15 protein-coding genes and 1 pseudogene are annotated in these 25,415 nt (G+C 40.1%); 3 read left to right on the top strand and 13 right to left on the bottom strand.

The features are described from left to right. Positions 1-29: 29 nt before the first annotated feature. From HNR43_RS06055 to HNR43_RS06005, 11 genes and pseudogenes are all read right to left on the bottom strand, one after another. Positions 30-323, bottom strand: coding sequence for a nucleotidyltransferase domain-containing protein (locus HNR43_RS06055; protein WP_183242169.1), 294 nt, complete (start codon positions 321-323; stop codon positions 30-32). Then, a complete protein-coding gene (locus tag HNR43_RS06050) occupies positions 304-636 on the bottom strand; it encodes an HI0074 family nucleotidyltransferase substrate-binding subunit (RefSeq protein WP_246346262.1) in 333 nt (110 codons plus the stop codon). The genes HNR43_RS06055 and HNR43_RS06050 overlap by 20 nt, the downstream gene beginning before the upstream one ends. Before the next feature lie 491 nt (positions 637-1,127). After that, the gene (locus tag HNR43_RS06045) at positions 1,128-2,501 is read right to left on the bottom strand and encodes a M20/M25/M40 family metallo-hydrolase (RefSeq protein WP_183242167.1); all 1,374 of its coding nucleotides are present in this window, start codon (positions 2,499-2,501) and stop codon (positions 1,128-1,130) included. A 66-nt stretch (positions 2,502-2,567) separates the two neighbouring features. Beyond that, a complete protein-coding gene (locus tag HNR43_RS06040) occupies positions 2,568-3,626 on the bottom strand; it encodes a tetratricopeptide repeat protein (protein ID WP_183242165.1) in 1,059 nt (352 codons plus the stop codon). A 252-nt stretch (positions 3,627-3,878) separates the two neighbouring features. Continuing rightward, the gene (locus tag HNR43_RS06035; RefSeq protein WP_183242163.1) at positions 3,879-4,163 is read right to left on the bottom strand and encodes a type II toxin-antitoxin system HicB family antitoxin; all 285 of its coding nucleotides are present in this window, start codon (positions 4,161-4,163) and stop codon (positions 3,879-3,881) included. A gap of 25 nt (positions 4,164-4,188) precedes the next feature. Continuing rightward, on the bottom strand, positions 4,189-5,865 hold the full coding sequence (locus HNR43_RS06030) for a DUF262 domain-containing protein (RefSeq protein ID WP_183242161.1): 1,677 nt from the start codon (positions 5,863-5,865) through the stop codon (positions 4,189-4,191). A 379-nt stretch (positions 5,866-6,244) separates the two neighbouring features. Next, a pseudogene (locus tag HNR43_RS14145) lies at positions 6,245-6,451 on the bottom strand (YdbC family protein); the annotation flags it as partial. A gap of 12 nt (positions 6,452-6,463) precedes the next feature. Beyond that, on the bottom strand, positions 6,464-8,143 hold the full coding sequence (locus HNR43_RS06020; protein WP_246346261.1) for a UvrD-helicase domain-containing protein: 1,680 nt from the start codon (positions 8,141-8,143) through the stop codon (positions 6,464-6,466). Then, the gene (locus tag HNR43_RS06015) at positions 8,118-10,625 is read right to left on the bottom strand and encodes a hypothetical protein (RefSeq protein ID WP_246346260.1); all 2,508 of its coding nucleotides are present in this window, start codon (positions 10,623-10,625) and stop codon (positions 8,118-8,120) included. Before HNR43_RS06015 ends, HNR43_RS06020 begins: the two co-directional genes overlap by 26 nt. Further along, a complete protein-coding gene (locus tag HNR43_RS06010; protein WP_183242157.1) occupies positions 10,618-13,029 on the bottom strand; it encodes a UvrD-helicase domain-containing protein in 2,412 nt (803 codons plus the stop codon). Before HNR43_RS06010 ends, HNR43_RS06015 begins: the two co-directional genes overlap by 8 nt. 180 nt (positions 13,030-13,209) lie before the next feature. Continuing rightward, entirely contained in the window at positions 13,210-18,123 is a 4,914-nt protein-coding gene (locus HNR43_RS06005) for an AAA domain-containing protein (protein WP_183242155.1), read from the bottom strand. Between the two features lie 164 nt (positions 18,124-18,287). Here HNR43_RS06005 and HNR43_RS06000 point away from each other — a divergent pair, with 164 nt between their 5' ends. After that, positions 18,288-19,727, top strand: coding sequence for a DDE-type integrase/transposase/recombinase (locus HNR43_RS06000; RefSeq protein WP_246346259.1), 1,440 nt, complete (start codon positions 18,288-18,290; stop codon positions 19,725-19,727). Between the two features lie 1,169 nt (positions 19,728-20,896). Beyond that, the gene (locus tag HNR43_RS05990; protein WP_183242153.1) at positions 20,897-21,964 is read left to right on the top strand and encodes a DNA cytosine methyltransferase; all 1,068 of its coding nucleotides are present in this window, start codon (positions 20,897-20,899) and stop codon (positions 21,962-21,964) included. Positions 21,965-21,986: 22 nt separating this feature from the next. Here HNR43_RS05990 and HNR43_RS05985 read toward each other — a convergent pair whose 3' ends face one another. Both HNR43_RS05985 and HNR43_RS05980 read right to left on the bottom strand, forming a co-directional pair. Beyond that, positions 21,987-23,231, bottom strand: a complete 1,245-nt coding sequence (locus tag HNR43_RS05985) for a 5-methylcytosine restriction system specificity protein McrC (RefSeq protein ID WP_183242151.1) — start codon at positions 23,229-23,231, stop codon at positions 21,987-21,989. After that, the gene (locus HNR43_RS05980) at positions 23,228-24,850 is read right to left on the bottom strand and encodes an McrB family protein (RefSeq protein WP_183242149.1); all 1,623 of its coding nucleotides are present in this window, start codon (positions 24,848-24,850) and stop codon (positions 23,228-23,230) included. Before HNR43_RS05980 ends, HNR43_RS05985 begins: the two co-directional genes overlap by 4 nt. A 230-nt stretch (positions 24,851-25,080) precedes the next feature. Here HNR43_RS05980 and HNR43_RS05975 point away from each other — a divergent pair. Continuing rightward, on the top strand, positions 25,081-25,415 hold a 335-nt coding region (locus HNR43_RS05975), incomplete at its 3' end, for a helix-turn-helix domain-containing protein (RefSeq protein WP_183242147.1).

The raw sequence follows: 25,415 nt of genomic DNA, 5'->3' as shown, positions 1-25,415 counted from the left end.
AAAGCAGGTGGACGATTGTCCCCTGCTTTTCATTTCTCATAAATCACAACCCCATCACGCTTAATTTGCCGTGCAATTTCTTTGTTCAACGAGTCAGCAAACAACACATCGAACGAATAAATACCGACGATTTCATCAATCGCATCGATGACTTTCCACTTTTGCTTTCCTGTATAATCAATGCATAGGTCAATATCAGAGTTATAGCGTGCCATCCCTTTCGCACGCGAGCCGAATAAAATAACTCGTCGGATCTCTTCTTCACTTTGAAAATATGCCATTAAGCGTTCAAATACGGTTTGGTTAATTCCATATGTTGTCACGATCAATCACTTCTTCTTTTATTTTTTGCAACAACGCCTCGATTGGCTGGACATATTCATCAACAATTTTTTGCTTAATTTGTTCATAATCTTCTTCATTATATACATGTGCCGTTGCATTACGCGAACTTAACATATCGTTCCATATATCGATATGTTCAATCCATCCTTCTTTGAAAGCTTGCAGATAACACGCTCTCGGACTATGTAATTCTAACCCAGATGCTTTAAAAATTTTTGATAGTAACTTCCAAAGTTGATCTTCGAGAATTTCATATTTCTTCACGATTGAATCTCGATATACTTCTTTCATTAACTCATCTTCCGCCGGAATTTGCTTAGAAGCAGCAATCACATTTTTTATTTAAATGAAGCAATAAGCGAAACGCATATTGATAAGATAAAACAATTGATTCTTTGTAATCTTCCAACGAATGACCCACACACATACACTCCTTTCCATATGTTTTTATTATAGTGTATTTATCATCTTTTCCGCTTTTTTCTTAGCTTTCGATCTCCCCACCACGTCTTTATGCCTAGAAAAGCACTAAGAAAACCTAATACGACAAGAACGAATCCGAGTACTCGGTCAAATGAGTCCATTGAATCACTTAACCTAAAAACACCGCTAATCCCTAGCAGAAAAGATAAAAGGCTAAACACAATAAACGAAAATGCGTTGTTTATGTACATGTATCTCACCTTCTTTTTTCCATTATACAACATTTCATGAGCTATTTGGGGTCATTTTCTTATGCAACCACCAAAAAAGGACGCCTAAATGACGTCCCTTTTTCCACCTTACATCCGCATCACTGTTACACCTTCTCGATTGGCCATACGCACATCTCGCAACATTCTTGAAAAGTCTCGCCATTGATTAAGCACCGCTTGAATGAGTTGCACCGTTCCGTAACAAGCATCCGTATCTAATGTTTCGTCGTTCGTATGTTCCCACTCGTATCCTGCAGATAAGTTTACACTTTGAATGCCATGTTCTGCCCAAATTCTCGTATCGCTGCTTCCACCAGCAGTACATTTCCAACCAGTTAATCCCGCATCGTAAGCTACTTGTTCAAAAAACTGTCCGTAGCGAATATCGCAAAATGGCTGAGTGGTACCACATGATGTGACGATATCCCCTGTTCCTCGCCGATCGACGACAATCGCCGCATCTACATCCCATAGAAAATATTCGCTAAGCTTTCTTGCACCAACAAGTCCGCACTCTTCTTCTACGGTAAAAACAAATTTTATTGTTCCGTTAAATGAAGAGGTGTCAAGCCATTTCGCTATTTCAAGCAACACAGCCACTCCAGCGCGATCATCCGCTCCTAAAATCCCTTCGCTGCTCGACCAAATCGCCCCTTGTTTCACAATCGTTCTTCCTAGTACGAAGGATTCTACCGTATCTAAATGTGCATTTAACAAAATCGTTGGTCCATTCCCTGTTTTGCATGTCTTTTGCGCAAGCAAGTTGCCGTATCGATCGATTGTAATGTGATCGACATATGGCGCAAGTTTTTCATATACAACTGCACGAATAGCATCTTCGTTCCCACTCTCCCCTGAAACGCTAAGCAATTCTTCAAGCTCATAGAGAAATAGCATTTTGCGGATATAGGCTTCCCCTTGTTCTAACCAATCGATTTGTACTTTCCACATTTGTTCAGCAAGATCAAGGAGTCGTTCTCTGTTTACGGAAAACACGACCCTAGGAAAACGAGACGGCCGCAAACTCACATCGACTTCCAATGCATGGAACAACTGCATCACTTTTTCCATATTCGTCTGCTCGCCGAAAGATACATAAGGACGACGTTGACCATGACCATCACAACAATACACTGTACGCAATCCAAGACGATTCAACTCACGAATGACACCGCTCATATACGTATCTAACTCAAATACTTTTGGTTCTTCTACCCCGATTGCTTCCCAAACTCCACGCTTTGGAAAATCGACTGCTTGGAGCCATTGTTTTTCGCTAATCGGCGGGCTATCAATCGTTAATACATCAGCAAAAAACAAATACTTCACATTCGCTTTATCCAAGCTTTCTAATAAAAACTCAACGTTTTCTTTTCTCTCATTCGTGCAAATAAACTCATTTGGACTTTTTTCCTCTACCACAAAACCTTGGCGAGTAAATAATTGATTCCATGTTTTCATCTCATCATCGCTCCTTTTCATTATTTACAAACTTAGTATAAAAAAAGAGCGATGACACACATGTCATCACAATTCGTCACGAAACAAAAACGTATAGTCACTGCGATACATGACGATATAATCGACAGAGCCGTTATAATAGTAGGCGGTTTCCCCTCGAAACTGACATGAGTCGATCAGAGCAGGCACTTGAACATATCGCAGCCTTTCCCGAAGACGCCTTATTTTTTGAACGAACGTATTTGTAGGAATGTCCCCATCCTGTCTCAATTGAAAAAATGCCTCCATATCATATTTCGTTGCCGGACGCGTTTCATTTGTCTTCACTAAAAAATAACAGAGCATCTCCGCAGGATCGCGTGGCAAACATACTTTCCTACAGTGATAAGATACAACGTTTTCATGATCGGAAAAATAAAGAACGACTGTATTTTTAGGAGGATCCATCATCACTTGTTCACATTGTTCTTTTGAACAATACTCTTTTCCGCTCGACGTCCGTTTCGTAAATGCTTGCATCGTTAAAATAGCTTCATTGCGCTGCAACCATTCATGCAAAAATGAAAGTTCCGCAGGTTTCTCTTGATCGCTTATGTAATCAGGAAATTTCTCAAGCGATTGATACGTTTTTTCTGCGATAAACAAAGCGCTATTCGCCAAATACAGATGAGCATAATATAGCTGTCGTTCATTTAAGCAAAACTCCGGATTCGAATATCCCTTTTGATATTCAAGCGCTTTTTCAAAGTAACGCTGTGCCGTTGCGTACTCTTCCTCCTTATACGCTAAAAATCCGAGACGATAATGGGCAACCGGATTCGTTTTATCATACCTCAACGCATTTCGAAAAGCTTTTTTCGCCATATAATCATCTTTCATAAGCTGCGTTTTCAAATACGTTCCGTAACGAATCAAATATTTGACTAGCTGTTTTTTCACATATTCAAACCCGTGTTCTTTTCTCTCTTCTATCGAACATCTCGATAAGCGACGGCATATTTCTTCATACACACCTACAATTTCATGATAAATCCAATCTTTTGCCTCACCGCTATTTAGCTCTTCAAGAAGTTGTTCCTCACGATCATATAATTCATCTATGGTCATTTGTGATAATCTTCTCATAAAAATGCCCCTTCATCTATTAGTCGCTCGTACCGTTGCCTACGGTAGCCAATCCCTGAATCTCCCAACGACTAAAGTCGCGGGGTTCTTGCGTACAAAAGGTTTTTCCGTACACCTACGTGCAGAACCCGCCTTTGTTCCGCAAGACCCTACTCGATGGTGCCTTGCGCCCTGTGCGTCCGATTCAAGAAGATGAAATGTGATTCACTCCTATGCCTAAAGACAGGAGCTTTCTCGCTAAAATCACGGAAACTAGCTCACGTTTGTAAGTGTATCTGTATCAATCTCAATACTTACAAGGCTGGCGCCGCTAGGCAAGAGTCCCTTTAACTTTTCGACAGAAGAAGCAATAGGAATGTCCTCCCCTATTTCTTCCATATAGTCGAGCACTGTCAACAATACATCCTCTGCCATCTCTACTGCCTCCACCAACGTTTCTCCATAAGTAAAGCAGTTGTCCAAATCCGGAAACGTGACGATATAGCCACCGTCCTCTTCGTCTTTTTGAATGATTGCGTAAAATTGATATACAGCCATTGATTATCCTCCGGTGGTTCATTGTTCATGGGCGTCTTGCCAATAAATCAATCATTTGTCGCTGGCGTTCTTCTAAAACTTTTGGTGTCCACTCATCTTTCTGGTCAATAAATACTTTGCTTCCTTTGAAAACGTCCATATGTCCTTTTAAGTAACGTTCCTTTTTCTGCTTAAAATCTAAGTTGCTTAACGAACTATTTTTTCTCTTGCTAATGAGGACAAGGTTAGCAATTTTATCTGTCCAATACGCTCTCTCGTCCTCTGTGAAATCTTGTACCCATTGACTATCTTTGTCCGGATGTTGCGGCAAAATATGCTCCACGCTTATGTTTTTATAACCAGATAAATGAACGGTGTTATCCCCAAATAAATACTCCATCTTTAACAACAAATACTTTGCATATTGCTTTTTGTACACGTTACCGCTAATCTGTCGCTTAAACTCCTCCACATCCACTGAAAAAATGTCATCATTATTTATTAAATCATTCACATTAGACGCATCCGTTTGTTCAATGGCTTTTAAAATATTATTCATCGCTTCTAATCTCGGAGTTGAATTTACCCCAGAAATCCAATCACCAGCAAACTTAAATTCCAACTTCCGTAAAAATTCATCTATCTTATTTGTTTTAAACTTAGCGTAATAATACATGACAGGAGGTATCCAGTCCTCTGAACGGAATCCTATCTTCATAATAGTAATGAGATTTTTAAATGCGTTACTCAACTCATTGTCAGCTAATTCGATGACATTTTCGTACACTTCATCATACTGTTTAATAAAATCCAGCGTTTCTTTTCCTTGCGTCAGCTTCCCAGCTTTATAAATCTTTTCCTCAAATTCTTCCAATAAATTCGTTCTCGCTTTCTCTTTTACAATAATGGTTCTGACAAAGTTTAGAAAACGATCAAATCCCTCTCCAAAACGTCCCTCGATTTCTTCCCAATATTTTGCATACTTTTTTATTTCTTTTTCATTATGCAATTGCCCAATGTTCATTGATTTAAGAATATCTGCGCTCGTTAAAGGGATACCTCTATCATTTAATATTGTAAACATCCTAAACGCATCTTCCGTATTGTCCGTTGATACGTAAATAACCAACGCTTTATTAAAAATAAATTTAACAAACTCTCCTAATTCTTCTTTATCTTTTAGCTGTTCTCTTAATACGAGTATCGCATTCGCCATATTGGAAATTGACACATTATCTTTTTCGCTTTCTTGTTTTAATTCATCGACGAAAGTAGTTCCATCCGGGGCAATGACATATTTTTTTATAAAATCTTCTACTTGATCCCTAATCTGATAAGTAATACGTTGCCGTTCAGGTACCATATCGAGTTCATCAGCTTCTTGATAAATTTTTTGTTGAAGGTTATTTTTAAACGCTCGCTCTTCTAATAAATCCCTTAACACAGCAAACATTAAAAAAAATGTCGTTAACCGTTGTTGCCCATCTAACACTTCATATTCCGCAAAGTCTTTGTTTTTGGTTCGCTTTAACACAAGTGAACCAAGGAAATACTCGCTATCGCGTTTATTCATAAATGCGTAATACAAATCGTCAATTAAATCCTGTATATTTTCCGATTGCCAAACATATGAACGTTGGTATTCTGGTATAACAAACCAAAAATCTGGAGAGAAAATTTTCTGTAATACTCTTTTATCGGCATCTATTTTTCCATGTGTCATCGTATATACACCTCATTAGTTAAGAATTCAGAAAACAGTGTTTGAACCCGATTGCTTAATATACTTACTGTTTCAATGTCACAAAAAACTGCTCCACCTGTTCCGGTTTTAATGTTCGAAGCAATTGGACAAATTCGGTATACTCGACTTCGTGTATGCTACGAATAGTTTCTATTTCATAACGGAGCGCCTCTTCAAACTCTGGAAAGACGGTGGCATACAGCAGCTGTCTTTGTTTCTCCAGCGGGTATTGGCGCTCTTGCAAATATAATAAAATATTTTTCAACTGCTGAATAAACAAGGGGGCACGCTGTGTCCATCGCTCTAATAAACCGTGCCACGAAACAACTTGCCTCTCATTTTCCCCCTCAAACCAGCGCTGCAAAGCGTGGTACAGCGCCTTAAGCTCTGCCTCCGTCAACGTAACCCCTTTTCCCATTTTCTCATGAGCTGCATCCCAATCCCTTATATCGAATTTCGCCGGATAGCCGTTCCAGCTAATGAGATTAAGCTCCTTGCTCCATCCCTTCCCTGATTCCGACAAAACGGCAATTTTTTGTTTAATATCAAACTGAATTTTCGACATGACACGTCACCTCTATTTCGAATAAATGGCTGAATCAAAGCCAAAGGCGTCATAATCCGCTCGGTAAAAATCGCGCACAAACGGTGAAATGCTGCGGAACGTCTTACCTGTATACATGAGCTGTACTTCTTTCTTCGCTCGCGTCACCGCAACATACAACACTTTCTTTTCATCGTTTAATATCGCGTCGTAATCGGCGTTGTAGCTGTCACTGTTTTTATTGTCGCCCGCTCTTTTGTCCAAATCCTCGATTCTTTTTTTGTTCGGGTAATGTTCGCGATCGAAATGAATTAAAAAGACGTAATCGAATTCCAACCCTTTCACGCTGAACGCATCAGTGAAAAAGAGCGGCTTTTTTTGTTTATTCAAATCAAAGCGCTTCCCATATTGCGACACCGTCACGACATCAAAATTACGATTAAGTTCATGGAAAACAGGACATTGACGAATGAGATGACCATCCGCGTCATGGCGATGGATGACCGCGATTGTCGCTTCTGGATCTCGGCGGTGAATATCTTTCACTTGACTAATGAGATGACGGTTCAATTCGCTCACATGCGAAAAGTAATAAATACTAGGTTTCTTCCCTTCACGTACGAATCGCTGGTCATCGAAGCGATCATTTTCTTCATCTAGGAACTGCAGACTGCTCGCCAGCTTCATAATTTCTTTTGTCGATCGATAGTTTGTCCGCAAATTCCTTGTTTTCCGCCCTTCAATGTGCAACCCTAACTCACGGTACGAAAACGGGCTACGCTTGTAAATACGCTGTTTCGGATCTCCAGAAACGACAATCGATTTTTTTACAAGCCCGATGAGTGCCTTCAACTGCATCGCCTGCAAATCTTGTACCTCATCAACAAAAATATAATCATACTTTAACGACTCTGGAATATCTTCTAAATGTTGCAAAAGTAGCAACGCGTAATCTTCTAAATCTAAATAATTATGAAACTGTTTTTTCAACAACTCTTGATATTGTTTGTATAAATGAAAAATTGTACGGCGCTGCTCTTTTGTTAAACGCGGATTGTTCCCTCGGCCGGAGCGCTCACAATCGTAGTATGACTGCTCCGTAATAAAACCATTCGCTTTCATCCAAAGAATTTCGTCCATTAAAAACGTTCCCACGTGTGTTTTATAAAGTTTTTGCTCAGGCGGCAGTTGTTGATATTCATCGCTATCCATAAATGAATCAACGAGAGCGATTGTACGACGAATAATTGCCTCCTCGTATCGGCGTATATTTTGTAAATTTACTCGCAAAAACTCAGCATTTTTAAAACCTATTTCTCTTAACAGTTCAGCAGCCATGTTGTGAAACGTCGTCATGTGAAGCGTGTGCTTGTCTTTCATTTCATGGAATCGCTGCGATTGCGCAACTCGTTTTCGTGCATCTTCAATGAGCGTCGTATTGAAGGAACAATATAAAATGCGGCGCGGTTCATTTTCCTGCTCCATCACTTTCAGCAATTTATACAATAGCGTTAAACTTTTGCCGCTACCTGCCGACCCATTAATTAACATTTGTTCTTCTTCTTGCTGCACAACGGAAATTTGTTCCGCGCTCAACGTAATATTCGGCAAAAGACCTTGGGCATCAAAATAATTTTGCCACGCTCTTGCCGATTTTTTCGCAAAATCAAGCCGCTTTTTATGAAGATTAATTGTTGACTGCATCAATGACATATTCACCGTCCTTACATACGTGAAGGAATGGGCACATACGGCAATGCGCACCGCTCTCTGCTTCCACTTCATAGACGCCGACATAGTCCATCAACCCGCGTATATGTTCGTCCACTTTAAATGTATCGTTATCATACTGATGTCTTGCCTTCCAATTTTTTGTGACAAGATACTTACTTTTCAAACGCTGAAGATATTTCATCGCCTTCGGATAATAGATGTTCTCGTATTGTTTGTAGACACGTAATCCTGAAATTCCTAACGTATCGAGCAAGTTTTGCTTGAACGCATTCGTCCATTGCGGAAAGAGTGGAAATATCGTTTCGCGGAACAACGCCTCCCCATCCCCTTGTTCGCTCAGAAGACGACCAATTATTGAAAACACTTGCTGTTGGTGGAAGTCATTTTCATAAACAGGATGATGTTCAACCAACGCGTTCAAGAAGAATTTTCGCTTGCAAAAATCACTGTCGATCCATAACAAATCAGGAATGTGTCGAAGCGCTTCCACCGGAAATGACTGTTCCTCAAGCGTCGGAACTTCCCACGACAACTCATTCTCTTCTTCCACAAACGTCGTTTCTTTCATTCCATATAATTCTTGCAATATAGTAAAATAAATGCTTGGTCCATCATGTTCCCGCCAATTTTGGATATAACTAAACGTGACCGTTTCATTTCCAAACGCTAATAAGTGGTAGAGAGCGTATACAGCCGTGCTGTTAGCTGCATGCCGCGAATAATAATCGACTAACAAAGCGTTAATCCGCATCGTTTGGTTCAAGCCGATAAACGAGCGGCGAATGCATTCTTTCATCCACGTATACGTCAGCACGTTTGGCAGTTCCGGCGTTTTCCATGGAAACAGTTGAAACGACATGCCTGTCAGATGCACGTGTTTCGCACTCAATGCCTTGCCCACTAACTGATCGAAATTCAAAATTTTATCGTGCTTATGTTCCTTCGCTCCGAAATGGAGGGAAAGAAACAAGTGCATTTCTTCTTTCGCAAACTCCCAATGCTCCGGTATCGAAAGCGAAAAGAGCATCTCCATCTTCATTTGGGACTTTGCGTCCCATTGTGTTTTCACAGAATCATATACTTGCTTCCATTCTTGAAGATACGCACGAACATTTCGCTTCTCTCGCTCCCCTAGTAACAAACGCTGCACTTTGCGCGCTAAGTCTTTCGTACACTCCATTAGCTGCTTAATAGTGATGTCGTATCGAGAACGATGGACGTATGAAAAGCTGCGGAACGGATTGCTCAAATATTGCTTAAGTCGATGGCGGCCCGCTTGCTCTTTGGCAACCTCATCAAAAGCTGCGCTTACTTCTTGCAGATTAATGAGTGATTGCAACCGATCTATAATATCCGCAAATGTCGCGACCCCTTCCATGTAATTACGTAAATCAATTAACAATGTGAGTGCTTGCGACCCGTCAATTGCTCCATAATGCACCCATCCGGAGGTCATCATGTTCACATAGTCGTCATACGTCAGAAGAACGCCCGCCTCTGTTTTTTTGCATCTTTGCAACGATAGAAAAAATTTTCCGTATCGACTCGCATAAAAATGAGAATTTCGATGATGACCGACGTACACGTTCAACTCTTCTTCGTAAGTCGCCAACACCTCATGCCGCTCTTTTTCGATCGGACACCGTTCTAAATAGTTTTTTAAATCCGTAGGATGAGCAAACGAAAGAAAATTAATGCCGTCAAACGAATCATCTGAAATCGAAAAAGAAGCATCGACGTACTGGGCAAACTTCGCTCCCCGTAGTGGCTGCGACTCTTCTACGCACTCCCAATTCCCTTCATCATTGCTCACATGCCGATAAATGTCACACCACGTTTTATATAAGTTTGGTGCCCCTGGGTTAAACGGAATGTAAAAAACAACATCAAATCCAACTTGTGCGAGCAAATAAAATAGCAACATTTTAGGTGCGTCAATATAATCGACGTGATGGACGCAAATCACATGTGCGTCATCCTCAAGTCCCAACGCTTCGGCTACGCTTTTTCGCGAAAGGTGGGCGCGCGCTTTCCAATATTCTAATAAGACATTATCAGAGCGTAATGTTTCCATCATGCCAATGAAAAACCTCTGCTCCTCGTTTAACTTTAACGAAGGAAGAGGAGATAAAGAAAATGGCCCGATTTCTGCCAAAAAACGGACAGATGCATAAAAATCATCGAGCCGTTTTTCAAAGTACGTCACCTTTTCCTTCGGTGCGTGACGATGTACGTAATCGCGAACGAGCGAGCGTATGTACACCTCCGTGTAAGGATGATGCCAATGCGGAAACAGTGCCTCAATAAATGGCGGATATGACCAGACGCGATTTGCTTGACCGCCGATACTGCTTAAGTAGTCGGCAAAAGCAGCACTTTGGGTAATATGAATCTCTCCGTTCTGGATGCGGAATTGCTCATAAAATTTTTTTGTATGCTTATAATACTTCACTTTAAACATACAGCACTCCTCCACTCTCAAGCAAATCGTCCCAGCATTGCGCCGTGTATTGAGTCATTGGCGAAGAACTATTAACGTACACCGCCCTTTTTGCTCGTGTTAAAGCGACATATAACAGCCTTGCTTCTTCTGCTACTATCTCTTGTTTTTCTTCCCCTATGTGCTCTTTATAGTGGTTATTTTGTAATTCAAACCCATCCCAATTGACGTAATAGCCGACATTCCATCTAGAACCGTGAGAGGTAAGAAATACATCGGTCGTTCCTTGTTTTGTAAAATGGTTTTTCGTCAGCGGCAATATGACATACTCAAACTCCAGTCCTTTCGCCTTATGCACAGTCATCACTTTAATACGGTGAGCCACTTCTTCTTCTAACTTCTCTTCGTTTTCTGTTGTGTCGGTCGCCATCTTTACCGCCAAAAATGCTTCGATATCATATAAGGTAGCACGAAAGCCTCCGAGCTCTTTTTTCAACAAATACATGAGTTTATCGATGTTCAACTTATACTCTTTCATTTTAGCAATCGCCTCTTTTTTCTGCATCTCCACATTCCCGTCTGGAAACTTCGTCCGCAAATATGCATAATAGCGACGCCGGAACACTTCATGCGGTCGGATGTCAGCAATGATCTTTTGCAGCACATCAAGCGCTGCTTCCGTATGCCAATTGTAATTTTCATAGACAGACCGATCAAACGGCTCGAGCAATTCGAGAATAAACTGCTTCTCTGCAGAATAAGAGGAGAGCACACGAGCAATCGTTAGGTCGTTTTCGCCATAAGAACTTTGATGAAACAAATACCGATCTTTAGCTACTTTCGGATGGGTTAAGCGTCGGACTAATAAATAAAACTCGCGAACAGGTAATGAGCGGTAAAAATCTCCTGAGATGACTGCATCGCAAAAAAATCCAAGATGTTCAATCCGTTTGACCGTTTCAAGCACTTCACGGTTCGAGCGAACAAGCACGGCGATAGTTTTCCCTTTTAAACGAGAAAGCAAATATTGGAGCGATACATCATCCAATTCAAGTGCCACTAACCCTTCTTCCTCTTCTAGATCTTCGCGTCCAGAAAGTAGTTCATCGGTGGAATCGAACGAAAATTTTGTCACGACATGTGGCCATTTTCGAAATAACGTGTTCAATTGCTGAAGCAGCGTTGGCGTGGAACGGTAATTTTTTTGCAAAGCATATAAACGATATAACGCTCCTATCTCTTCAAGGCGCTGTTGCAGTTGAGAAAATGCGGTATAATCGGCGCCGCGGAACCGGTAAATGCTTTGTTTGACGTCTCCTACTGCAAATAGCTGACAGCCATATTTTTCGACAAGCCAACTAATAAACTCGACTTGCATCTCATCTGTATCCTGCATCTCGTCAACAAACAAATAGCGAATGTCAAGCCTTAAGGAATCAGAAGGGAGATCGGAAAGCAACGTTAGGCGACTAATTAAATCGCTCATTTCCAACGTTTCTTCCATTTGTTTCTGTTCATCCAACTCTACAATCGTGCGTTTGACCACATAATCAACGAACACGTGAAAATAATGAGTATCGCTACCGAAATCAAGCGTGTGCACTCGTTCCAAAGACATCGACTTATTTTGAATTTGTTCAATGATCCCATTCAACGAACGAATAATTTGATAATGAGGAATGTGGCGAAAACGATTATATATATCTGGTTGCTCACGAGAAAATTGGTCAATATATTTTTCAATCGTTTTTCGTCGTTCGTGCTTATATGAGCGAATTTTCATCGTACGGGAAAAGCCGAGTGCTTGCCCTTCTGTCACAAGAAATTTGCGGGCGAACGAATGAATCGTTCCAATCGTCATGCCATCGATTTGTTCCATCCACTCTAAATATTTTCGGTCTTTCGTCATATCATAATAGTTTTTTAGTTTTTGCAACAATTTTGATCGCATATGCGCCGCCGCTTCGTTCGTGAAAGTAATCATGACAGCGGTGCGTAAATCGAAAGAAGGATCGATGTGCTTAAGAAACATAATACGGTTAATCATTGTGGTCGTTTTTCCCGTACCTGCACCTGCTTTGACGATGTAATGGCTGCTCATATGATCGTGTTCGAGCAAATATTGTTCTTTATTGAACGAGCTGTTTTGTGACAAATAATCTAATAACCTCGGATCATCTACACGGCCATCTTCAATAAACAATGAACGTCCTTCCCATTCTTTGGAATAGCGAACCATCGATATGTTCAATAATTCTTTTTGATGAGCTTCTTGAAAAATAGGATTTTCCAACAATAGCTCCGGATCATCAAATGTCAACATATATACTTTTCGTCCACTCTGAACATACTGACAAATCTCCTGAAACAACGACAGTTGAAGATCAGGCGAAAAAATCAACAAAGAATACTTCGCGTTGTCCATGGCTCCACAACACTCCTAATTATTCTCATCCACATTCATTATAACGCGGTTTCTAAAAAATAGGTAAACTATTCTATATTTCACCTATCACATTTTTTGGAAAATTAAATAGGCACGCTGGTGAACCACCAACGTGCCTTGTGCATCGTTCGCGTGATAAGAGGGCTAACCTTCTTCCCCTTACATTTCCCAATCTTCTCCTGCCCAATACCAGGCAGCACGGTATGCAGTTGCTTGAACACCGTTCGGTGAATAACGAAAAGTAATACGATGCGACTTTAATGGACTTAATAGTTCTTCCAGCTCTTCGTTTCCTAGCACCCAAAGTACTCCGTTGTTTTCTCGATTGTCGAGTACTTCCAATCCTTTGGACCGCAAATAATCGACAATATTGCTGCTGTCGATGCGTTCCCATTCCTTACTAAAATGGTCGCCTACTTCCCCAACTTTCCCCTCGCTTGCAGCTACCTTTTTAACCGTCTGTGCTTCAGTGGACTTTAGTTCAGGCGTTAGTTTGACGTTCGCTAAAACGGCAGCTTCTTCATTCCGAGAATCAACGTGAACCGTTTGTTGTTCTACTGTGAAATTATCCTCAAAACCTTCCCATTCGTGAGCGGAAGACGCCATTTCGAAATCACTGACATCATCCCCTTCTTTCTCTTGAACAGCGAAATCGCGAACATTGCTTCGTTCATGAGCTGAGTGTACCTTTGGATTGTCGGACGCGACTTGACGAACAACAGACTGACTCTGAGTTTCATACGTAATCTCTTCATTTATCGACGTACATTCAATATTCGACTGCACCTCATAAGGTTCAATCCCCATTTCCTCTAATTTAACCCACAAACTTGCAAGCGCGCGATCTGGGTCGCGGTAAAAGTCACGGCCGCGCACGCGCCAGAACGTCCAACCAATCCGCTCTAACATATACTGACGTTCCATGTCCGCTTCCCACTTCTCAATTCCATGGAATTTTTCCCCGTCGCACTCCACTGCCAAACGATTACGCATCCCCTCCACCACGAGGTCAATGCGCCGTCCTGCTACTTTCATTTGCGGAATGACACGGAATCCCCGTGCGCGAATGCGGTGAAGCACTTCCACTTCAAATGGAGAATCACACATTTGTTCTAACTCTTTCATCTCCTCTTGCATGCGCGCTGGATTTAAACAATACGAAAGCAATCGATGCCGCAAATCCTCCGGTTTCAAGTCTTCTAATCCGACCGAATGATAGAGGCGCATTTGATTGCGTGCACGGCTTGCAGCGACGTTAAAAATTTGTTGGAAGTTTTTCTTCGTCAGTGACTGAAAACGACGATTCAGCGCGACGACCATCGACAAGAACATAACATCGCGCTCATCCCCTTGGAATGCGTAGGCGTTGCCGCAGCGAATTTTTCGTTCAATAATTGCTTGCTCACCGATTGTGTTACGCAACATCGTTTCAATGAGCTCGTGCTGTTTATTGCCTTGTAACGCTATCACACCAATTGTCTGACCGTCATATGCGGGATCTTTTAGTAGCGCGGCGATATCCTGAACAATTTTTTCCGCCTCTGATCTGTTGATTGCTTCTGTTCCTTCTGAACAATAGCCGTCTACTACACGAATCGCTAGAACAGGTGGTGTCAACATTTCTTCCTTCGTCGGCAAACGGAGAGGAATCATGTTGCCGTTATAGCTTAAATCGTTAGAAAACTGAATAATTTCTGGGACGCAACGGAAATGCTCTTTTAACATGAGCCGTCCCGATTTTGGGAAAGTTTGATCGGCTATATCGTATAACGACGTTTGCAAATCAAATAATCTCGCGTTTGGAATGCCTTGCAAATATTGTTGAACGAGGTTCGTGACATCTTCCGATTTTACACCTAAATCGTACGGACTGATTTGCTCATCATCCCCGACCACAATGGCACGTTTTGCACGAAGCAACACAGGTAAAGCTAAAATGTTACATTGGCTACTTTCATCGACAATCACAACATCAAACTTTTCATTCATGACCGGGAAGTTCTCCAACACTTGCTGAATCGGCATAATCCAAACAGGAATCGCTCCTTGGCATTTTGCCATTTCTCGCTGCGCTTCTCGTAAATACATCGCCGCATTTTTCCCTGTTCCTTTTCCATAGCGCTTAATATACTTTTTCCATGCAAACAAGGCCCGTTTTTGTTCTTCTGTTATGTTTTCAAGCTGATATTTCCAACTCGATTTCGCAACGATTTGTTGAATAAGCTTTTGTTGAGTACGTTGCTCCAGTTTTATAGACTTTTCCAGTTCCACAGAATCAAAACGATCTAGTTCATGTAGCCATGTATGAAGAGTCTTGAACTTCCAAGCTACATGAAACGATGCTGGCATCGGTTCATCTTGTCCGAGCAGACTTTCGATCCACTGTGCAGTTTTTGGTGCAACGTTCTTCATCACAGTAAGTAGCGATTCGAAGCGGGCTGCCTTCTGCTTCGTTTCTTGCAGGCGATTAAGGTTGTCAAGCGCTGTTTTCCAAGCGACTACATCTCTCGTTTGCAGTGCTTGTAACAGTTCTTCCCATATTTGATGGATGTTATGTTGCTTCATGCGTTGCTTCAATTCTGCTTGAATTCCTTCATATTTTTCTTCCCATTCGCGCAGCTCACACTTACGAATCTCCTGCTCGACTGCTTGTCGAATAAGATGATATGTCGACAGTTCCTCCCATTTTAAAGACATAGAGGCAGCGGCTTCTTTGAGCATTAAGCGAAGCTGGTCTATCTTCCGCACCATTTCAAACACTTGATAAACGACCGCTAATTCATTATCCATTTGGCTAATCGTAGTCGGGCTATCCTCAATGTGTGTTCCCCCAAGTGGTTCCATCATGTTGTTCCATTTTCGAATAAGTCGCTCTTTTTCTTCTTGCGCCTCGATGTATTGTTCGATGATTTCAAACTCTTGCACCGTTTCAACCGGTTTGTTGTTAAGTACTGGTTCCTTAAATAAATATTTTACATCTTTTCCCTTTAACAAAAAGTACAGCGCGCCTGTTTTTCTTTGTTGTAGCGCTTCTTTCGCTTTCATGACATCTTGTTTGAACACAAACAACGGTTTTGCAGGGAGAGAGATAACATAATCACTCAATCTCTTATAAGAAAGAAGCAACGACTCCATCGTCTGCTTGACTTCAGAAGCAAACTGCTCCCAAATTTCTTTGCGCACACCACCACTGTCGACATCTTGTAGTATTGCGCGATAAAGCGGTCGTTCAAACAAATACTCGCCCGCTAAAATGTGGTTCAGTATCGTTAGCACCTCATGCAACACTTCTTTCGGCAATGGAACGGACAAATCAGTTTCTCCCGCTCTCACCCGCTCTGCCAGTGCCTCCCCTTCGGCTAAAAGCGTGTGAAAATCTCCTGATGAAGGAAGTGATTGACGCTCCGGCAATTCATACATCAAGAGACGGTAATCGGTTGACGTCAGCTCCCCCCTCAATTTCCAAAGCTCTGCGAATTGTTCCTCCGATATCGGCACCGAACGATTCATTTCGATATCATCCGCAATCCAATCATATGGGACAGGTGGTTTTTGCAACATACGTGCTGCATCCGCACGGAAAATGGCTTTTCCATCCCAATGAACCGTTTCATGTTCTTTCAGCGCCAAACGCCGTAACTCTGTTCGATATTGCGCTTCCCGTCTACGGCTATTCTCTAGAGCCTTCTTCGCTTGTTCAATGTCTTTAGTCAATTGATTAATATTGGCACTCCCTAGCTTTTCCGAGATGGAATTGATAGCATTTTCTATTTCTTGTAACGAATCACGGCTGCCACCAAGCATCGGGACGCATAGACTCTGAATATCCTTTGGAATTTTATCACGTAATACCCGAAGCGGACTTTCTTTTTGACTTGTAATCAACACTTTTTTTCCATGCGCAAGCAAATGTGACACTAAGTTGGCAATCGTATGTGACTTCCCTGTTCCTGGTGGGCCCTGTACGCTCACACCATAAGAAACTGCAATACGTCTAGCAATTTCTTTTTGGTCTTCATTGGCCGGAAGCGGGAAAAACAGGTCTTCTTGTGCTTGTTTCCATTCGTCGGAATCAACTGGGACAGCCGCTATCGCTTCCCCGACAAGTGATTGAATCGTCGGTGGCACCTCAAGCGTTCCGTTTTGAATCCCTTGCAAAATTATGCGCAAATCCCGTTTTAGCACGCGTTGATCTTTCGGGCGCACCATAAACAAAAAGCGCTGGTACAGCTTTGGAGCATCCCCAGCGGAAAGCGGTACACGAGTATCCCGAACATACTCTCCATTCGCATCAAGCAAATGGACAAGTTTCACAAACGACTCATCGAGTACATGAAAGATATCCTTCGTCAGTTCCATCTCTCGCCATTGATCTGCCATGTCTTGAATTTGCGGGGCATTTGGAATAGAAAATCCACTTAATACTTCCAATTCCGCCTGTATACCGTTCGTTGCCGGCTTGAGATGGAATACGCCATTTTCCGCTAAAAACTCCAGTTCCATGCGCACCGTCGCGATTGGATGCTCAATACTCTCTTCTTTTTTCCATGTGAGCATTCCTGTCCCAAAAACGAACTCTAGTCGCTCCCCTTCGCGTTCAAAACGTTGATACACTTGGAAAAGATCCTCATATATTTTCTTCTCACGTTTTTTACGCGCTAAACGATTTCTCCAGTTTTTCCATTCTGCAAGCCACGTTTCATATGCGCGCTGGCGATTAAAATCGTCGGCAAAGCGTTCTGGACGTTCACCATCCTCTCCTTCTATGACCCTCATCGGCTTCGCGTGGACGGTTTCAAGCTTCCAGTCACTATAATTATCCTCAAGCCACCCTTGTAGCGAATTCGGAGGAGACGGTGGAACTTCCTCTTTTTTGTCAATATGTACCTTTCGTACTTCTAGCCACACATCATGAAGTTCACTTGGAAATACGGTACAGTTCTCCAGCTTAAAAAGCTCTGCATCCCATATGTAAAAATCGTTATATTCACGATACTTGCGGATCACCTTACTTCCTTGATTGCTTAGTTCAATGAGATACTGAAAAAGACGCTCGATCTTGTTGATACCCATACATTCACCTCATCTCATTTTTCGGTATTGTCAAAAGTTTTAAAGGCATACCCTAAGTTTTTATTGATTTTCTGCAGTTCTCGACAAAAAAAGCTTGCCACCCCTGCTGTTTTTGGTACGATTGAGGTAACCCCACACCCAATCAAAACAAAGGAGTGACAAGCTTGTTACCTCAATTATTAATCAAAATGCTCCAAATAATCAAGATCCAATATCAAATCATTATTTATTTACTAGGTGTACTTTTTGAAAAGTCCCTCACAGACTGGGATGACGAAGAACCGGTGAATCAATCGTATCAGAAACTCCAAGTCGATGAACTGCCTGTCATCGAAACGCTTCCGCGTTTGGATTATCGCCAACTTCTGGTCGAATACGAACAACAACACGGGAAACCATTGAAACCGATTAAAAGGCATACAAACACAAAAACCACGGTGCCAGATACATTGACGTGTCCACAATGCCAAGCTCCTTCTGCGTACGTGTACGCCAACAACGGAGGCAAAGGTCAGTATCAATGCAAAGTATGCCATTGCCGTTTCAACCATCGCAGCCGTTTTGCCAAAGAAGTGATTTTTCGGTGCCCACATTGTTTAAAGGCACTCGAGAAAATCAAAGAGCGCAACGATTATTACATCCACAAATGTAAGAATGATGATTGTTCGTTTTACCAAGCAAACTTGCGACAGATGACACCTCAGGAAAAAGAACAGTTTCAATACGCACCGTATGCCTTTAAAGTTCGATACATTTTCCGTGAGTTTCTCTTTGATTTTCAGCCGTTGGCACCGTCGTCACCGATACAATCGAAGGTGGATTTGTCGCGTCTTTCCGTGTCTTCGCATACACTCGGACTCATCTTGACGTATCACGTCAACTATGGGCTCTCTGCACGAAAAACGGCGAGTATCATGAAAGACGTCCATGGGTTGTCGATTTCTCACCAAACGGTCATCAACTATGCCAATAGTGTTGCGCTGATCGTCAAACCTTTCATCGATCACTTTCCTTACGAACTGTCTGGTTCTTTTTGCGGCGACGAGACGTATATCCGCGTCAAAGGACGCTGGCATTACTTGTTCTTTATGTTTGATGCCGTGAAAAAGGTCGTGCTGTCTTATCGGGTCTCTCCACATCGGGATACACTCTCTGCCATCCGTGCGATCGACGATGTCCTCAAGAAACTGCCGTCGATTCCTGAAGATTTGTCTTTTGTCGTCGATGGCAACCCGATCTACTTGTTGGCACAGCACTTTTTCGCCCAACACGGGATTTCTTTCGATGTTCGCCAAGTCATCGGGCTGACAAACGAGGATCCTGTGTCCGAGGAATATCGACCACTCAAACAGATCATTGAACGATTCAACCGAACGTTTAAAGGCAACTACCGACCGACTCACGGCTTTGGCGCAGAAGAAGGCTCGGTTTCCTTTGTCACACTCTTTGTGGCGTATTTCAACTTCTTGCGTCCGCATAGCGCGTTAGAAAAACGGGTACCGGTCGTCATCCCAGCATTAGAGAGCCTTCCGCATATGCCGGCACGTTGGGCAAGGCTCATTGTCATGGCTCAAGAGATGTTGACCCAACAAGCCGCATCCTAAGGACGGATTCGGCGGAGCGTACCCTTGACCATCCGAACCTCGCCAAAGGTAAAATCAGGATAGGGCAAGGGCTGCTTTCCTATGCCCTTCTTTTCTGTCCTTGCCCTTACTGACCGTTTTTCTCCTTTGGCGAGTGTTGGTCAAGGGCGAATCCAATTCCACTATCCTCTTTATTTTCCTTCAAAAGGTAGCACATGATGACTTTTCATAGATTTTTTGACGCTACCCATTTTTCCAATAGAACATCTCCATTATAAACATCTTTCACCATTTGCGCGACTTGTAAACGAAAAAACTGCCACACACCTAAAACCACCTATCTTTATATATATCACCTATATATACTTCATGGGTAAGGAAATAATCACCAAGCTTATCGATGTGACCTAACGTAATCTTAAAGAAGCGCTCAATGGATAGAGGCAAATAGATGATATCCATTAAACAATAATAAAAAGCTGAGGAAATGAAGAAAATTTCCTCAGCAATAAGAAAGTGGTGAAAAAGAAAGCACTGCATTAACTTACCGACCGTTTCATAACAATCGCGCCACTCGCCCTGCTGCATTTCGGATTCCATTATAGCTGATTCGGCCGCTGACGAAAAAAGCACTCTACACATTGTTGCTCTGGGAACAGTGGAGTCACCTTTCTAATCTATTATTTTTGCAAATTCTCTGGTACAAAAAGGACGGAATACACAGAATTAGCAGAAGCACAAGAAACGTACGTGGATTTGCATCATCCTGGGGGAGAAGCTCAAGTCGATTTCGGAACGCTCTATCTCAAAAAAATCGATAAATAATGGGAACTGGCAAGATTGTGTAAAAATTCACCGCTATATTGTGTATTTTTTACTTGCCAAACACACTATTGCGATGGCTATATCATCGCACGGAAAAACGGACAACCTCGCCCCTTTCTTTTCTTTCGTTTGTCCGTCGTTTTTCTCTGGGAAACTTCCTCTCAAATGGAAATCGGAGATGGCAGCTGTCTTATTTGAGTATGCCCAAATATGTGGGAGGTGTACACCTAATTTTGGATAATCAAAAACCGTGATTTTTTATATAAAAATAATCGACTAACTTGAACAAAATTGGACAAATTATGTTATAATAAAATGTTGTAATTGAAAATCTTATACATCTTTGAAAAAGGGATGTGGTTTAAATGGGAAATTACAAATTTATTGATTTATTTGCTGGAATAGGTGGGTTTAGAATCGCCTTTGAAAGTTTAAGTGCTCATAATATGGAATGTGTATTTTCTTCGGAAATTGATAAATTTGCAAGAGAAGTTTACAAGCATAACTTTGGAGATATCCCGGCTGGTGATATTACAAAAATTAAGGCAAGTGAAATTCCGGATTTTGATATATTAGCCGCTGGCTTCCCTTGCCAACCTTTTAGTTATGCTGGGCGTCTAGAGGGATTTGAAGATAAAGTAAGAGGAACTTTATTTTTTGATATAGTTCGTATTTTAAAAGAAAAAAGACCCAAAATGTTTATTTTGGAAAATGTAAAAGGATTAAAATCCCATAAAAAGGGTGAAACGTTAAAAATTATTGAGGACACCCTTAAACAGTTAGATTATACAATTTACTGGGAAATATTGGATAGTTATGATTTTGGGGTGCCGCAATATAGACAGAGATGGTTTTGTGTAGGGTTTGATAAAGAGATCTATTTTGAATTTCCCAAAGGAAATCAACGTGGAAAAGTTCTTAGGGATATTGTTGACATAAATAATAATGACGAATCTTTAAAATTAAGCCAGTTTGAAATAGATCGTATAAATTTTCACTTTAGTTCCAATGAAGTTAGGGTAAAGCATGATAATTCTAAATACGCTCCTAATACAAAAAAAGGGAAGTACGGAATCTACTCTTATTTAAAACCTGATAATACTCTTCGTTTTCATATAGGTGATAAGGCTAAAACACAGATACAGGAGGCTTATTACAGTAGTCTTGATAGTGTGGCGCCTGCGATTATTGCTTCAAGAGAGCCGAAACTTTGGGATTTAAAAAGGAGACTATCAGTTGAAGAATGCAAAAGACTTCAAGGATTTCCTGAATGGTTTGAGTTTAATGTTTCGAATGTACAAGCAAAAAAACAATTAGGGAATGCTGTAACTGTTCCTGTAGTAAGAGCAATAGTTGATAAAATGATTTATTACTATGAGGCAAATATTCCAATAAAAGAGCCTGAACAATTAATTTTAGAATTAAAGTGCTAACACTTAAGTGTTAGCACTTTGATTAAGTATATGATAATAATTTATTTTTAATTTCAGATTTTAGCTTTATTAGCCTATTTTCAAAAACATCTGTCATATTTATTGAAAATAAGTATAGTAAAGGATTGTTTTCGTCATTGATTTCAATCTTTATAGGCTCAAAGTTGCTATTAGTTGGATAGATGATTCCGCCTGCATTAGTCTTGAGTTGCCGACAATAAAATAAAATTTGATATAAATCTGCTGAACTTATTAATTCAGAAATATTCTGAGTAGCAGGATTAAACTTTTTATTCTTTACATCTAACACGATTCTACCTTGATCGTATGTTTCGTTGTAATCAATGATGATGTCTGGTGAGAAAGATTTATATCCTATACCTTGTTCACTTACGATAGTAGCATATTTTTTAGGTTCTTTCCATTTTATAACATTTTCATCCATCCCAATTTGAAGCATTTTTCGCACATATTTTTCAAATAAATCATTGGAGTTTACTAAAAACATATACCACTCTAAATTGCCCTTGTTATAAGAGATTTTTAAATCCCTAAGAATTTTTAAAGAAGTTTCTATAACAATAGGGTAATATGGATTTGATGAATAAAAAGTTTTTACTAGGATTTCAATTCTATTTAAATCTGATTGTGTAAAACGTAAATCATCCACGTAGGCAAATTCACGAAGCAAAGAATTTAGCTTAATAATATTTTCTTCCTTTACCTCTGATTGAATAAGTTTAAAAATTGCTGCTTTTATTAACTGATTAGCTAAACAATTTATTGAGTATTCTTCTGTAATAACACTTAATCCCCTAATAGTAATTTCTTTTTTTATGTATTCTTCAAATACAATATTTCCTCTAATTATTTGAGAAAAATCCTTATACTTGTTAAAGCTACCGGTTAAACCCATTTGTAATAGTTTCGAACAGATCTTGTAGAAAAAATCAGTAACAGAAGTAAGCTCAAAAGAACTATTTAAATCAAAGCCCATAGTTTCCATTCTAAATTCTGTTTGACCATTATTAACGAACCAATACATTTCAAAAATCGTGCTCATTGTTATAGCTTCATTTCTAGATCGGATTTCGATAATTAAATCATCTAATTTTATTATCCCTACAGTATATTCACCAAAATAAACTGTATTTTCATTTAGCCTAATAGAGGTATTTTCATTTAACTCTATGATTTCCTTTACAAAGGGGAGGTATTTGTCTTCTAGATTTAAGAAAGAATTCTCTTCAATTACAATTTTTTTCATTTATATATATAATCCTTGATAGCTTTAATAAATTCCTCCCCTTGTAGTCTTAATGGTAATTTTTCACCTAAAACAGCTTTTACTTGAGTTGGGTTTCCATAGCAGTATTCCTCAATGATCGGTAAAATTTTGTAGTTAAATAACATTTCTAAAGACTCTCCGTTCCAATAATATCTATTATCCCTACTATCTTTTACATTTTCGTTCAAAAACAAGGCATGACCAATAACTAGCTCCCTATTTTTATGGGATTGAATAAGATTTTCATTAATTTTCTTTAATAAATCATAGACAGAAATTCCATTTTGTGCAGGACAGAGCTCAAGCAACAATTCTGTATTAGGAGGACAATAAATATTCAAAAATCTTCTTCTCAATGCGTAATCAACCGATCCTAGTGTTCTATCGGTGGAGTTCATAGTTCCAATTATATATAGATTTTTAGGTAATCTAATTTCCTCTAATTCACCATCAACAATTATTTGGGTATGATGATCTCTATCTAGACATTGTATTACTTCCCCGAAAACTTGACTTAAATTTGCTCTATTTATTTCATCGATTATTAAAAGATGTTGTAGTTGTTTGTCTGGATTATTTTGTTCTAGAGTTTTAATTTCTTCAAGGAAATTTAATAATAAACCGCGTTTATAGTGTACTTCATCTTTTTCAACGACATAACCACCAACGAATTGTTGGTATGAATATTGAGGATGGAATTGGATCTTTCTTACAGAATCAAATTTTTTTGCAATCTGAGAACATAGGTACGATTTTGATGTTCCGGGAGGGCCACTCAAAATTACTTGATAATAATTTTTTAATAGTTTCAAAAGCATTTCTTCTGAGATATGATTAAGATTGCTTTTTTCCATAGAACTCACCTTTGTTTGATAAAATTCTGGGGATGTGTGTAATTGATGATCAGGGATATTTTGTACAGATAACCATTCTTCGGTAATATCTGGCTTTCCGATTAAAGCTCTAATTTCTTTTGTATCATGTAACGATTCTTGGTAATTTAAATCTATGGTATTTTGTGTATGGAAAAATATGTTCTGTTCCGGTTTCGTTAAGCAGAAGGTCTCTAAAAATTCTCCGCATAAGTCACCAACTGTAGCTTTTCGAGAAAAAGGAGTAAAACGGTTACTCCAAATCGCCAGAGCAATAAGATTTATTTTATTTTGCTCAATATTCGTAAGTTGTTTAATTTCGTCAAGATAGTTATAGGTGAATTTTATTTGATTTAGCTTTAAGTCCTCGTTAATAATATTTCTCCATGTGGTCGCTCCACCAATAATATTATTTTTCAGTCTCGTTCTAATCCATTTTTCTAGGGATTCTTTAGGATTAGCTCCCCATTCAGCCATATTAAAAGGGTTTATAAAGTTACACTTATCGGGATGTTTTTCGTTCGGAGCAAATAACCAACTAAGTCGTTTAGCTAAGTTCAATCCTCTGGTAGAAATGCTATCTAAAGGTTCGAAGGCTATATTGTTGAAACCACATCCTTTCAATATTAAAAAACTAAAAAGAATGCTAGTGTTTTTTAAGTTGATTTTTGTAAGTTCTTGATATGCTTGTCTAATGGTTTCGGTAGATAAATAATATTGTTTCATTTGACAAACACTCTTCCTAATTTTAATAATCATGTTAAAATATTAACACAAAGAAAACTAATTTTAAAGTAACTATTCAGCCCCTACATAGAAAAAGTTTATGAGCGAGGTTTTGTTTCTTTCCTCCCTATCTATATACATGCACCTTAAAACCATGACTTCTGTATGAACACCTTTTTTCATGGCTATACTGCTCCTAAATATTTCTATATAAAAGGAGCGGAAAAGACATGAAACGTCTAAAAATCACAAATGATCACGGCTGGACGCCTCGAACCCTTCGGAAACAAGAACGGAAAATCAAAAACGCTTCACTTCGTGCTCGGGTGACCGCTGTTCGTCTTGTCATGGAAGGTCACCTCGGTAAAGATGTCGCAAAAATGGTCAATCTGTGCCGTCAATCCGTTGCCCTTTACGTTGCACGGTTTAATCAAGGAGGGCTCGATCATTTACTCGATCGTCGGTTGCCGCCTGGTCGCGTGCCATTTCTGACGGAAGAACAACAACAAGAAATTAGACAACTCGTGTCAACTACTACACCTGTAGATGCTGGCTGGGGCATTGC

This window comes from Anoxybacillus mongoliensis (genome assembly GCF_014201515.1).
Lineage (GTDB): Bacteria > Bacillota > Bacilli > Bacillales > Anoxybacillaceae > Anoxybacillus > Anoxybacillus mongoliensis.
This window is presented reverse-complemented; position numbering and strand designations above follow the sequence as displayed.